The sequence below is a fragment of the Brucella sp. genome, from assembly GCF_032066345.1.
GTDB lineage: Bacteria > Pseudomonadota > Alphaproteobacteria > Rhizobiales > Rhizobiaceae > Brucella > Brucella pseudogrignonensis.
In genome coordinates, this window is the sequence record NZ_DAMBKZ010000012.1 from 137,695 (window position 1) to 149,471 (window position 11,777).

An 11,777-nucleotide genomic window follows, 5' to 3' on the forward strand; every position below is an offset into this window, starting at 1 on the left:
TTCATGTCCCCTGTCCGAATCGCGACAGGAAGACACTACCGAGTCTTCCTTCGCATTTCGTTACCAGGGTTTTTATCAGACCGAGCGGGTGAGGCCGCCATCCACGCGCAGGTTCTGACCCGTGATGTAGGCAGCACCTTCGGAGGCAAGGAATGAAACCGTCGCAGCGATTTCTTCGCTTTTGCCATAGCGCTGCATAGGCACGCTATCCCGGCGTTCTTCTGTTGCTGGCAGACTGTCGATCCAGCCCGGCAAAACATTGTTCATACGGATATTGTCTGCCGCATAGGTGTCGGCGAAGACTTTTGTAAACGAGGCCAAACCAGCACGGAAAACTGCTGAAGTCGGGAACATCGCGCTTGGCTCAAAAGCCCATGCAGTCGAGATATTGATGATCGTGCCGGATTTCTGCTTTTGCATGAAAGGCACGACGAGACGGCTCGGGCGTACGACATTTAGAAAGTAAGTATCGAGACCCTTATGCCAATCTTCATCTGTAATATCGAGGATCGGTGCGCGTGGACCGTGGCCGGCACTATTCACCAGCGTATCGATACGCCCCCATTTTTCGATAGTGAGATCGACGAGCTTCTTCAGGTCGTCAGCCGACTGGTTTGACCCTGTGACACCAATGCCACCCAATTCCTCGGCCAATGCTTCGCCTTTGCCAGATGACGAGAGGATTGCGACGGAAAAACCGTCCGCTGCAAGCCGCCGTGCGGAAGCCGCACCCATTCCGCTGCCACCTGCCGTAATGATCGCTACTTTCTGTGTCGACATTTCCTGATCCCAAAATACTGAAATTGTTTCGATATGCAGAAGGTAGCGGACGGGATTGAAATCCCAAGTGAATTTTCTTGAATTTAAGATTTTATAGCGTTGTTCCGGCAATAAAAAACGCCGCTTTCGCGGCGTTCTAACTAAGTGGGTCGGAATGAATTATTCCTGTCCGGATGCCTTGTTGCCCGAAAAGGGTTCACCGGAAGCAGTCTCACCGCGTTTCTGGCTCGCCTCTTTTTGCTGAACAGCATCACGAAATGCTGCCCACTCATTTTCGTGGCGACGATAAAGTGCATCTGAAGTCTGGATATCCATTTCGATCCTCCATTGGCTCTTGGCATGGCAAATAACATGGACCTTGAAGAATCGTTGCATCACAAACGGTAAGCGTTTGAAATCTTAATCGGTTTATATGTTTATAACCGATTTAGACTTGAAACTTTTTGCCGTGTTGACGCGCCCGTCTTAGCCTAAAGGCTTAGTTTTCCTGAATGGAAACGCCACCCTCTCCAATTTTCATTTCGATGCCGGAAGGTTTTGATTCCTCCTGATAGGTATAGATCGCGAACCCTGCGACCACGACAATAAGAGCACCGATAATCAGATAAAGCCCGTTGCGATTCACTCTGAAACTCCTGAAAATTTGAGGATGAAAACAAAACGCACCAGAGCAAGCTTGGTTCCTGGCTTTGAGCTAAGCCATAAACGCACCGAGCGGCGTAACGCTGTGAATAAAATTTGAAAAATCTGTTTTTAGCGCTTGCTTTATACACGGCGATTATCTAGGGAAGGGCCGCTTACAAAGCACGGAGCGTAGCGCAGCCTGGTAGCGCACCTGATTTGGGATCAGGGGGTCGGAGGTTCGAATCCTCTCGCTCCGACCATTTTTTCCAGACAATTTGCCAAGATGAGTATGTCGCAGTCAGATGCTGTGGCGTGCGCCTTTATCGCGTTGACATGGTGAGACGTGTAAACTATTGCCTTGGTGAAATTATCGCCCTTCATGGGCTCAAGAGCATAGATCAAGGTTCGTCAAATGGTTGCACGTATTTACCGTCCAGCTAAGACCGCAATGCAGTCTGGTAAAGCCAAAACCGATAACTGGCTTCTGGAATATGAGCCAGAAAGCGCTCGTAAGGTCGAGCCGCTTATGGGTTACACATCATCCGGTGACATGAAGAGTCAGATTCGCCTGTCTTTCGACAGCCGCGAAGACGCGATTGAATATGCGACCCGCAACGGTATCGCTTATCGCGTAATCGAGCCGCATGAAGTGAAGCGTCGCAAGGTTTCCTATTCGGATAACTTCAGCTTCTATCGTCCACAGCCTTGGACGCACTAACAGCTTTTCCCGGCCTCATGCTTTGTGCTATGGCCGGGTTCTGATGGTGAGGTCCCGTAGCTCAGCTGGATAGAGCACCGGCCTTCTAAGCCGTAGGTCACTGGTTCGAATCCAGTCGGGATCGCCATCAAAACAATGACTTGGATCATTGAATCTTCCTCTGCCAAAAACCTCACATTGCAGCAATCGTATCCGCCAGCATTAGCGCTGCCGTCAGCAATTCTGCTAATCACCTTCGACACAGTTGCAATTGCGTTCCCAAGTGCTAAACGGGAATTCCGGTAACTCGAAGGAATACGATATGCCGGATCTCTCCACACTTATGCTTTTTGCCACTGCTTGCGTCGTGCTCACTGCTACGCCAGGGCCAGATATGCTCCTCATTGCCTCCCGCAGTATTAGCCAAGGACGGGCTGCAGGTTTTCTCACCTATGTTGGTATTGCCGTGGGCACATATTGCCACGCAGTCGCGGCAGCCCTTGGTCTTTCGCAGCTCTTTTTGGTTTTGCCCGTTGCCTATGAAATTGTGCGCTGGGCAGGCTGCATCTACCTCCTTTATCTTGCCTGGAAGACCATTCGCTCAGATGGCACTGTCTTTTCACCGGTGGTGGGCCTCAATCGCTTTTCTTTGAAACGGATATTCGGTGAGGGCCTTTTTACCAATCTGCTTAATCCGAAGATGGTGCTCTTTGTGCTGGCGTTATTTCCCCAGTTCGTGAAGCCTGAGGCTGGTTCCCTCATCTTACAAATGTTGGTTTTGGCAACCGTGCTCAACGGCATTGGTTTGATTGTGAATGGAAGCGTGATTCTTTTGAGTACGCATGTTCGAAATCGCATTAAAGCACAGCCCTCTATGCGAAAGCTGCCGCAATATCTGCTGGCGACTGTGTTCGCAGCGCTTGCCTGCCGCCTCGCGCTCGGAGGTCGCAATTAGGTTTCACCTGGTACAATAACAAAAACGCCGCAAATTTTGCGGCGTTTCTCAATTCAAAATTGTTTGTCTTATTGGCCGTGCGGGCCATCGCCGGAGCGGCTTCGTGGGAAAAACCGCGGACCGCGATCACGATCCCAATTTCTTCCACCACGGTCCCAGTGGCGGCCTCTGTCCCATCCACGGCCGCGGTCCCAATGGCGACCACGATCCCAATGACGGCGGTCATAATGGCGACGGTCCCAGCGGTCGTTTCGGTCGTTGAGGGCAGCGCCAATCGCGACACCAGCGATCAATGGAATGCCGATCAGAGCGGCATTACGACCGAAATCGTCTGAGTAACCGCCGCTAGAGCCTTCACGCATGGCGAGGTAGCGGGATGATGCCCAGCCGGACAATCCGCCATAGCTAATCTGGCACCAGCCATAACCCGAGGTGCAACCATGCACATTGACAGGCGCTCTATTCGGAATGCTGCCGAGCGCGGCATAACCCGTTCCCGGACCTGTGCGTACATTAAGATTGGTTGTTACAATCGCGTTAGCGGCTTGCGCAGCACCCGCAGAAAAAACACCCAGCGCAATCATGGCGGCTTTAAGAGTGAGTTTCATGGGTCTTCTCCCTGGATTTATATGCACGGTAAACGAATTTACCGGGCAAGAAGTTCCCAATGGTTCTGCTTATGCGTGTATCTTAGCGACGGTGACGCAGAATGACGGCAATGGCCAGTCCTGCCAGACCAATAGCGATTACACCTTGCAACACGAAAACCCAGTTCATCATGGCATTTCCTTTGGGTGCTTTCGGCACCTGAAGACAAAATAGACTTATCTGGTTAGCTTCCTACCGTATTTCAGGGGCATGTGAAATGGATAAGTGCCGAAAAGCAGCCGCAGGGCCATGAATGTTGATTTTAAATATCAACTTTTCAATCTATGAAAACAAAAGCGACCATTCGGACGCTTCTGCATTTTCCGACTATTCGTCCCTTCCGAAATATTTGGTTTTCAGCGCAGCCAGCTCTTCGCTTTCCTGAAGGCTGATGATCGCAATCGAAGCGGGCTTAACCAGATCACTATGGCGCGGGAAGGCGAATCCATATTTATCAGGGCTGAAGGTGTTGCCCACAATCTCGATTGGCGCATCGACATTCTGGTGTACATAATATTCAAGCACAGGACTATCGCCAACGATTGCCGAGATTTCGTCATTGGTCAGTGCGGTTACAGCTTCGGGAAGGTGGTCGAAACCTACAGTTGAGATGGAGCGCGCTGCCATTGTCTGCTCTGCAATACTACCCGTACGCACCCCAACCGTCTTACTCTGAAGGTCAGCCAAGTTGTTGATGTTATTGGAGATATGGGCAACGGTCATTACGCTGGTTACGGAAGATGTTACGTAAGCAACCACGGCAATACCAAAAACCAGCCAGAATGCCTGCCATATACGTCCCGCCCAACCGAAGAGATTCTTGCGTGAGCTTTTGCCGGAAGTGGCAAGCGAAACAACGTGATAGAAGCTTTCGGCCAGGCCCTCAAGCCAACGACGTGGGAAATTCTGGTCAAACCGGCGATCAAAGAGCGTAAGCAAAACTGTGGCAACCAGAATGACGATGCCAATCCAGGCGTAGGTGGCAAGATGGCCTGCATCTTCCAGGTCACCAATCAGATCTTCCCAGCCATTTCCCGCTTGGGTGTGAACCATGATCCGAAGGCCTGCATCAAACCAAGGATGAGTAAAATCAACCACTTCCGCACGTTTTTCAGTGATTGTAATGTTGGTGACAGCCGCATCGACTTCGCTCTGAGAAACGGCCTTCACCAGCGCATTATAGTTCGGATATTCGACGAATTGAGACGCAAGCCCTAGACGTGTGCTTATATTGCTCCACAAATCGATAGCCATGCCAGTGTAGATGTCGCCCTGTTTGCTGACAAAAGGCTCACTGACATAAACCCCGACTTTCACCTGACGCAGAGCTGTGTCCTGAGCGACAGTCGGAATCGCTGATAGAGCTAGTAAAAAGAGCGCGAGCAGACTCTGCGTAAAAAGGTGAAGCGGATGCTTAATTGAATTCCAAGAAGACACTGACCCAAGCCGATATTTATTTTCGATAGTTCATAAGTATAAATATTCCAACACTCGATGGAAGCAAAAGAATGAGCTAATTTCACCCTAAATTTTTATTTATATATAACTAAAATACTATGTAAAAACAAAGCGGCTCCCGATACCATCAAGAGCCGCTTTGCTATTTTATGTGTCTATTCCGATGGGACGAGCACGTGATAAGGCAATTCAGATTGCTGCAAAGCCTTTTTCGAGATCGGCAATCAGGTCAGGTATATCTTCAAGGCCGATCTGCAAGCGAATGACTGGGCCCGGATAATCGCCCTTGGCAACCATGCGATCCTTGATGCCAACTTCATTGGCGAGGCTTTCGTAGCCGCCCCAAGAATAACCGAGCCCAAAAATCTCAAGCGCATTCAGAAATGCGTGAGCTTCCTGCCGTCCGCCGCTTTTCAGAACGAAAGCGAAGACGCCTGACGAGCCTTTGAAGTCGCGCTTCCAGATTTCATGGCCGGGATGGCTTTCAAGGGCCGGGTGCAGCACACGATCAACCGCTGGATGGCTTTCAAGCCAATGAGCGACTTCAAGCGCACTTTTGCGGTGATGTTCCAGACGAACACCCATTGTGCGCAAACCGCGCAGGATCTGATAGGCATCGTCAGGTGCAGCACAAAGGCCGAGCGTGCCATGCGTTTCCAGAAGCTGCGGCCAGCACTTTTCATTGGCCGAAATCGTCCCGAAAAGAATATCGGCGTGACCGGATGGATACTTCGTTGAAGCATGGATGCTGATATCAACGCCAAAATCGAGTGGTTTGAAGTAAAGCGGCGTTGCCCAGGTGTTATCCATCATCACAATCGCACCGGCCTTATGCGCTTCTTCTACGATTGCCGGGATATCCTGCACCTCAAATGTGTTGGATGCTGGCGACTCCGTGAAGACGACCTTGGTGTTTGGGCGCATCAGCTTTGCAATGGCTGCACCGATCTCTGGATCGTAATATTCAACCTCGATACCCATACGCTTGAGGATCGTATCTGCAAAGTGACGGGTTGGATTGTAAATAGAATCGACAAACAAAACATGGTCGCCGGGTGACAGGAAAGCCAGCAGAGGGACGGTGACTGCGGCAAGACCAGAAGGCACGCAAACAGTGCCGGCGGAACCTTCAAGAGCGTCTATAGCCTTGCAAAGTGCTTCACTGGTTGGAGTGCCGCGCGTTCCGTAAGTGTACTTCTGCGCGCCCGTCGCCATGGTCTGTGCATCCGGGAAAAGAACGGTAGAGGCGCGCACGACGGGTGGATTGACGAAGCCATAATAATCGCGCGGTTCATAACCATCATGGGCCAACCGTGTGTTTATGCCCAGCTTTTCTGTCTTGTCCTGTTTGTTAGTCACGAAATTGCCTCCAGGCCATGTTGCATGCTTTGCCACCAGTTCTCATTTGGAGAGCTTTGCAAATTTGTTTCCGGCGGATTCAGTCTTGCATGAGCAGGTTTTGGTCCGCTCCGGTGGATACTCCAATTTATTGGATAAGACGCACATGAAGCGGATGCAACATGGCGCTTTGTAACAGTGATAATGTAAACCAGAGAAAGAGTAATTCCGATATGAGTGAGAGTAAGGCCACAAGCACAATTCTTTATCCGATCCGCATCGCTTCGGAGTTGGTAAGGGCGCTTGTCAGGCCGGCTTATCCGGGGGCGCCATCAAGCTGGACACTTGAAATGACGGCGCTTGTAGTTCTGCTGCCCTTTGTTCTGCTTGTTCTGCATATTTGGGATGCGCAGATTGTTCGCGCTGCAATGAACAGCGACTTCTTTGTCATGGAAGTGCTTAGAACCATTACGGATTTGATTCGCACTTTGGTCTGGCTTGGCGTCGGCATTATCGTTTGGCTGAGCACGGCTTTCTTGCTCTCACCAAACATTCGCTTAGCTTCACAAGAAGTGCTCGTCCGTTTTCACAGTTGGGCGACTCTTGTTCTTGGCTCGATCGTGGTCGGCAGTTTTCCCACGGAGATCGGAAAGCTCTTGATCGGACGCGCGCGCCCGCTTTTGCTGGATGAATTGGGCTCCGCGTATTTCGCTCCGTTTCGGGGCGAACATTCTTATGAAAGTTTCCCCTCCGGACACTCCATGATGGCCGGTATCATGCTGGTTTCACTGTGGATTTTCTTGCCTCGCTGGCGGTTTCTCACGGTTCCGGTCTGTGTTCTTTTCGTTATCAGCCGACTGGCAGCCGGCGCTCATTATCCGACAGATGTCGTGGCTGGACTGACAATTGGCTTTATCGCGACATGGTGGGTGGCTCGCTATATGGCGACGCGAAATATTATTTTTTCGCTAGATGAAGATCAGGTGATGCCGCGGGTCTGAATGGGGCAAAATTGAGGTGCTGATCGCTATGTTCAGTGCCTCTTTTTATCTATAACAATTTGTAATTATTGAATTTTTATAATATTTTCTTTTTTAGGTTCGGCTGATTTTTCAAGCTGAACGCCTTTACCCTAAAATTGGGAAATCGTGTAAAAATCTGCATGTTGATGACCCATTTTTTAGGCAAACGGACTTTTTCCACGACGTTAATAGCTTGACCAAAACCAAAATATCGCCTTCGATAGCGCTGTGAAGGCGACAGGCATCACTCCGCCCATAAAAACAACAGAGGGTCGATAACGGCTCCGGGCGAGGGATATCTGCGTAAGCAGGGGTGGGGGAGGTCTTGTGGCCTGTTCTTCAACCTCATGCAAAAAATAAAGCAACAGAGACGTGCATGGATCATTTGTCCACCACGATCTCCAGGGAACATAAAAGGTTGCAGGCCAGATGAAAAAGACTGTTTTGACAGGGGTATTGGGTGCAGCGGCGTTGTTTGGCGCAGCTTCGGGAGCATCGGCCGATACACTTTCGGATGTAAAGGCTAAGGGGTTCCTGCAGTGTGGTGTCAACACAGGTTTGCTCGGCTTCGCATCGCCTAATGACAAGGGCGAGTGGTCGGGTTTTGACGTTGATTATTGCCGTGCGGTTGCTGCCGCGATTTTCGGCGATGCAACGAAGGTAAAGTTCACGCCTCTCAATGCTAAAGAGCGCTTTACTGCATTGCAGTCGGGCGAAGTGGATGTCCTCATCCGCAACACGACATGGACCATCAGCCGCGATACGTCGCTGGGTCTCGATTTCCCTGGCGTCAATTACTACGACGGTCAGGGGTTCATGATTAACTCGAAGAAGCTGTCGGGTATTAACTCAGCACTTCAGCTTTCCGGCGCTTCAATCTGTGTTCAGGCTGGCACCACGACCGAGCTGAACATGGCTGACTACTTCCGCGCCAACAAGATGGAATACAATCCGGTGGTCTTCGAAAAGCTCGAAGAAGCCAACGCAGCTTATGATTCCGGCCGTTGCGATGCCTATACGACTGATCAGTCGGGCCTCTATTCGACCCGCCTCACGCTGGCAAACCCGGATGACCACGTTGTTCTGCCGGAAATCATTTCCAAGGAACCACTCGGACCGGCTGTCCGTCAGGGCGATTCCAAGTGGGCAGACGTTATCCGCTGGACTCACTATGCGCTGCTGAATGCTGAAGAGTTTGGTATTACGCAGGCCAATGTCGAAGAGATGAAGAATTCCGATAACCCGGAAATCAAGCGTCTTCTCGGCTCGGAAGCGGATACCAAGATCGGTACGGATCTCGGCCTCACCAATGATTGGGTTGTGAATATCGTTAAGGGCGTCGGCAATTACGGCGAACTCTTCGAACGCAATCTGGGTGCCAACAGCCCGCTCAAGATCGCTCGCGGTATCAATGCGCAGTGGAACAAGGGCGGCCTGCAATACGGTATGCCGATCCGCTAAGGCCGATCCGTTAAGGAACGCGCTTTTATTGGATAAATATCGGGCGGGGGCAGCAATGCACCCGCCGGATTTGTCGGCTGTATGATTTTGCAGCTGACCTCAGAATCCGCAGCGCATTCAGGGTTCGGCACACAGGTCTTACGACTGTACCAAGCAATTTAACTCGCGCTTTGTATCTTATGAGCAAGGCTGCAAGGTTCGGCATTTATAAGTAACTGCTTTGAAAAGATTTCCCGGTGGGGGTCGGGAGCCACAGCTATTTTCAAAGCTGATGCGAAAGGCCGAAAGAAAACAGGGAACATATGGCTTCCTATTCTGCAACCGAACGACGCCAAAGCGGCGGCGGCACATCACTCCTCTATGATCCGCGGCTTCGCGGCATCTTCTATCAGGTCGTGGTTTTTGCTGCCGTTATTGGCTTGATCTACTGGATCGTGGGTAACACGATCACCAATCTTCAACGCGCCAACATCGCTTCCGGCTTCGGATTCCTGAATGGTCGTGCTGGCTTCGATATCAGTCAGACGCTGATTTCCTATTCGAGCGATTCCACCTATGGCCGGGCCATTCTGGTTGGCCTGATGAACACGCTATACGTCGCAGGACTTGGTGTTGTTCTGGCGTCGATCATCGGCTTTCTGGTGGGTATTGGGCGGCTCTCGCGCAACTGGCTGATCCGAAAGATCTGCATGGTTTATGTCGAGATCTTCCGAAACATCCCGCCGCTTCTGGTTATCTTTTTCTGGTATTTCGGCGTGCTTTCCGTTTTGCCGCAGGCGCGAGAAAGTCTTTCTCTGCCGCTTGGCAGCTACCTGAATAATCGCGGTTTCTTCATGCCGTCGCCCGTATGGGGTGAGGGTGCGTGGCTGTTGCCGGTTGCCTTGTTGCTTGGCATCGTCGTTTCATTTTTCGTTGCGCGCTGGGCGAAGCGTCGGCAGATGGCGACGGGCCAGCCGTTTCATACGGTTCGCGTTTCTGCAGCACTGATCATCGGCCTGCCGATACTGGCGCTGATTGTGACCGGATTTCCTGTCTCGTTTGATTTTCCGAAACTCGGAACCTTCAATCTGACAGGCGGTGCGCAGGTTAAGCCAGAATTCCTCGCGCTGCTTTTGGCCCTCTCGTTTTATACGGCATCCTTCATCGCTGAAACCGTTCGTGCAGGTGTTCTGGGCGTCAATAAAGGCCAGACCGAAGCGTCTTATGCGGTGGGCTTGCGTCCAGGTCAGACGATGCGTTTGATCATCGTGCCGCAGGCGCTGCGCATCATCATTCCTCCGCTCTCCAGTCAGTATCTCAATCTGATCAAGAACTCTTCACTGGCCATCGCAATCGGCTATCCGGATCTGGTCGCCGTTGGCGGTACGATCCTAAATCAGACTGGTCAGGCTGTTGAAGTCGTGGCTGTCTGGATGGTGATCTATCTCGGTATCAGCTTGATCGTTTCTGTTCTGATGAACTGGTTCAATGCCAAGATGGCGCTGGTGGAGAGATGACAATGGAAAACGCAAATCTCCAATATGTCCGCCCGCAAATGGTCGAAGGCGAAGCACCTCCGCGTTCTGTGCAGGGGCTTTCGCATTGGTTGCGGGTCAATCTTTTTGCCACGCCAGTTGATGCAGCTATGACCATTCTGGGTCTGTTGCTTGTGGCGTGGTTTCTTCCGCCGATCATCCAGTGGTTGTTCATCAATGCAGCCTGGACAGGAACAGACCGCACAGCCTGTCTGACGATCGCACAGGGCGGCACTCAGCCAGAAGGCTGGTCGGGTGCCTGCTGGGCCTTTGTAAATGCGAAATACGAGCAGTTCATTTACGGACGTTACCCGATCTCCGAACGCTGGCGTGTCAATCTGACTGCGCTGATGTTCGTGGTGCTACTTGTGCCGCTTCTCATCCCAAGGGCGCCGCATAAGGTCTTGAATGCGATCCTCTTTTTCTTCGTTTTCCCGATTATCGCCTTCTTCCTGCTGGTCGGCGGCTGGTTTGGCCTGCCATTCGTGGAAACACCGCTTTGGGGCGGCCTGCTGGTAACGCTGGTTCTGTCCTTCGTGGGTATTGCAGTATCATTGCCATTGGGTGTCGTGCTGGCTCTCGGAAGACGTTCAAAGCTGCCGGTTATCAAGACCTTCAGTATTATCTTCATCGAAATGGTTCGCGGTGTTCCGCTGGTGACAGTGTTGTTCATGGCGAGCGTGATGCTTCCGCTGTTTCTGCCGCCGGGCGTGACCTTCGACAAGCTGTTGCGTGCGCTTATCGGCGTGGCACTCTTCGCGTCGGCTTATATGGCGGAAGTGGTGCGCGGTGGCCTTCAGGCTATCCCGCGTGGGCAGTATGAAGGTGCCGATGCACTGGGTCTCAGCTACTGGCAGAAGACCAACCTCATCGTGTTGCCACAGGCACTCAAGCTGGTAATCCCGGGTATCGTGAATACCTTCATCGGCCTCTTTAAAGACACCAGCCTTGTCTACATCATCGGCATGTTCGATCTGCTCGGCATTGTCCGTCAGAATTTCTCCGATGCGAACTGGGCTTCTCCACAGACACCTGCAACAGGTTTGATCTTTGCGGGCTTTGTTTTCTGGATTTTCTGTTTCGCCATGTCGCGATACTCTATATTCATGGAACGAAGGCTCGACACGGGTCATAAACGATAAGAATCAAGGGAATAATACAAATGAGTGCACAAAGCGCCCTCCCGCAATCCGAACTCGGTGTCGAACTCGACCGTTCAAAGCTGGAAGTCTCGAAGACCGATGTGGCCATCGAGATCAAGAACATGCACAAGTGGTATG

The 11,777-nt window shown here is 51.5% G+C and carries 12 protein-coding genes, 2 tRNA genes and 1 pseudogene; 9 read left to right on the top strand and 6 right to left on the bottom strand.

Annotation, left to right across the window (positions count from 1 at the left end; all coding sequences use genetic code 11):
• Window positions 1-75 precede the first annotated feature (75 nt).
• From RT142_RS15940 to RT142_RS15950, 3 genes are all read right to left on the bottom strand, one after another.
• Complete coding sequence (locus RT142_RS15940) at window positions 76-780, bottom strand: SDR family oxidoreductase (protein ID WP_007874379.1); 705 nt, start codon at window positions 778-780, stop codon at window positions 76-78.
• A gap of 159 nt (window positions 781-939) precedes the next feature.
• The gene (locus tag RT142_RS15945) at window positions 940-1,095 is read right to left on the bottom strand and encodes a hypothetical protein (protein WP_007874380.1); all 156 of its coding nucleotides are present in this window, start codon (window positions 1,093-1,095) and stop codon (window positions 940-942) included.
• Window positions 1,096-1,258: 163 nt separating this feature from the next.
• Window positions 1,259-1,405: a hypothetical protein gene (locus tag RT142_RS15950; RefSeq protein WP_007874385.1), complete on the bottom strand. Its 147-nt coding sequence runs from the start codon at window positions 1,403-1,405 to the stop codon at window positions 1,259-1,261.
• 182 nt (window positions 1,406-1,587) lie between these two features.
• Between RT142_RS15950 and RT142_RS15955 the strand changes: the two genes are divergently transcribed.
• From RT142_RS15955 to RT142_RS15970, 4 genes are all read left to right on the top strand, one after another.
• Window positions 1,588-1,664, top strand: a tRNA-Pro gene (locus RT142_RS15955).
• A 152-nt stretch (window positions 1,665-1,816) separates the two neighbouring features.
• The gene (locus tag RT142_RS15960) at window positions 1,817-2,122 is read left to right on the top strand and encodes an ETC complex I subunit (protein WP_007874386.1); all 306 of its coding nucleotides are present in this window, start codon (window positions 1,817-1,819) and stop codon (window positions 2,120-2,122) included.
• Window positions 2,123-2,172: 50 nt separating this feature from the next.
• Window positions 2,173-2,249, top strand: a tRNA-Arg gene (locus RT142_RS15965).
• 174 nt (window positions 2,250-2,423) lie between these two features.
• Window positions 2,424-3,056 (top strand): LysE family translocator, encoded by a 633-nt coding sequence (locus RT142_RS15970; RefSeq protein WP_112805000.1) that lies wholly within the window; start codon window positions 2,424-2,426, stop codon window positions 3,054-3,056.
• Window positions 3,057-3,124: 68 nt separating this feature from the next.
• Here RT142_RS15970 and RT142_RS15975 read toward each other — a convergent pair whose 3' ends face one another.
• The 3 genes from RT142_RS15975 to RT142_RS15985 all read right to left on the bottom strand — a co-directional run bounded on the left by RT142_RS15975 (window position 3,125) and on the right by RT142_RS15985 (window position 6,521).
• The gene (locus tag RT142_RS15975; protein WP_064320421.1) at window positions 3,125-3,664 is read right to left on the bottom strand and encodes an SH3 domain-containing protein; all 540 of its coding nucleotides are present in this window, start codon (window positions 3,662-3,664) and stop codon (window positions 3,125-3,127) included.
• Between the two features lie 367 nt (window positions 3,665-4,031).
• Window positions 4,032-5,021: a transporter substrate-binding domain-containing protein gene (locus tag RT142_RS15980; RefSeq protein ID WP_231193888.1), complete on the bottom strand. Its 990-nt coding sequence runs from the start codon at window positions 5,019-5,021 to the stop codon at window positions 4,032-4,034.
• Between the two features lie 330 nt (window positions 5,022-5,351).
• Entirely contained in the window at window positions 5,352-6,521 is a 1,170-nt protein-coding gene (locus tag RT142_RS15985) for a cystathionine beta-lyase (RefSeq protein ID WP_313029890.1), read from the bottom strand.
• Window positions 6,522-6,733: 212 nt separating this feature from the next.
• Between RT142_RS15985 and lpxE the strand changes: the two genes are divergently transcribed.
• From lpxE to RT142_RS16010, 5 genes and pseudogenes are all read left to right on the top strand, one after another.
• Complete coding sequence (lpxE, locus tag RT142_RS15990) at window positions 6,734-7,501, top strand: lipid A 1-phosphatase LpxE (RefSeq protein WP_112804996.1); 768 nt, start codon at window positions 6,734-6,736, stop codon at window positions 7,499-7,501.
• 450 nt (window positions 7,502-7,951) lie between these two features.
• Window positions 7,952-8,983, top strand: coding sequence for an amino acid ABC transporter substrate-binding protein (locus RT142_RS15995; protein WP_007874396.1), 1,032 nt, complete (start codon window positions 7,952-7,954; stop codon window positions 8,981-8,983).
• Window positions 8,984-9,285: 302 nt separating this feature from the next.
• Window positions 9,286-10,479, top strand: coding sequence for an amino acid ABC transporter permease (locus tag RT142_RS16000; RefSeq protein WP_064320423.1), 1,194 nt, complete (start codon window positions 9,286-9,288; stop codon window positions 10,477-10,479).
• Window positions 10,480-10,481: 2 nt separating this feature from the next.
• Window positions 10,482-11,639, top strand: coding sequence for an amino acid ABC transporter permease (locus RT142_RS16005; protein WP_007874400.1), 1,158 nt, complete (start codon window positions 10,482-10,484; stop codon window positions 11,637-11,639).
• 20 nt (window positions 11,640-11,659) lie between these two features.
• Window positions 11,660-11,777 (top strand): annotated as a pseudogene (locus RT142_RS16010) (amino acid ABC transporter ATP-binding protein); the annotation flags it as partial.

Bases quoted from the DNA above. Each gene is read 5' to 3' on its own strand.
- RT142_RS15940 (WP_007874379.1), bottom strand. From the start codon at position 780: ATGTCGACACAGAAAGTAGCGATCATTACGGCAGGTGGCAGCGGAATG.
- RT142_RS15945 (WP_007874380.1), bottom strand. From the start codon at position 1,095: ATGGATATCCAGACTTCAGATGCACTTTATCGTCGCCACGAAAATGAG.
- RT142_RS15960 (WP_007874386.1), top strand. From the start codon at position 1,817: ATGGTTGCACGTATTTACCGTCCAGCTAAGACCGCAATGCAGTCTGGT.
- RT142_RS15970 (WP_112805000.1), top strand. From the start codon at position 2,424: ATGCCGGATCTCTCCACACTTATGCTTTTTGCCACTGCTTGCGTCGTG.
- RT142_RS15975 (WP_064320421.1), bottom strand. From the start codon at position 3,664: ATGAAACTCACTCTTAAAGCCGCCATGATTGCGCTGGGTGTTTTTTCT.
- lpxE (WP_112804996.1), top strand. From the start codon at position 6,734: ATGAGTGAGAGTAAGGCCACAAGCACAATTCTTTATCCGATCCGCATC.
- RT142_RS15995 (WP_007874396.1), top strand. From the start codon at position 7,952: ATGAAAAAGACTGTTTTGACAGGGGTATTGGGTGCAGCGGCGTTGTTT.
- RT142_RS16000 (WP_064320423.1), top strand. From the start codon at position 9,286: ATGGCTTCCTATTCTGCAACCGAACGACGCCAAAGCGGCGGCGGCACA.
- RT142_RS16005 (WP_007874400.1), top strand. From the start codon at position 10,482: ATGGAAAACGCAAATCTCCAATATGTCCGCCCGCAAATGGTCGAAGGC.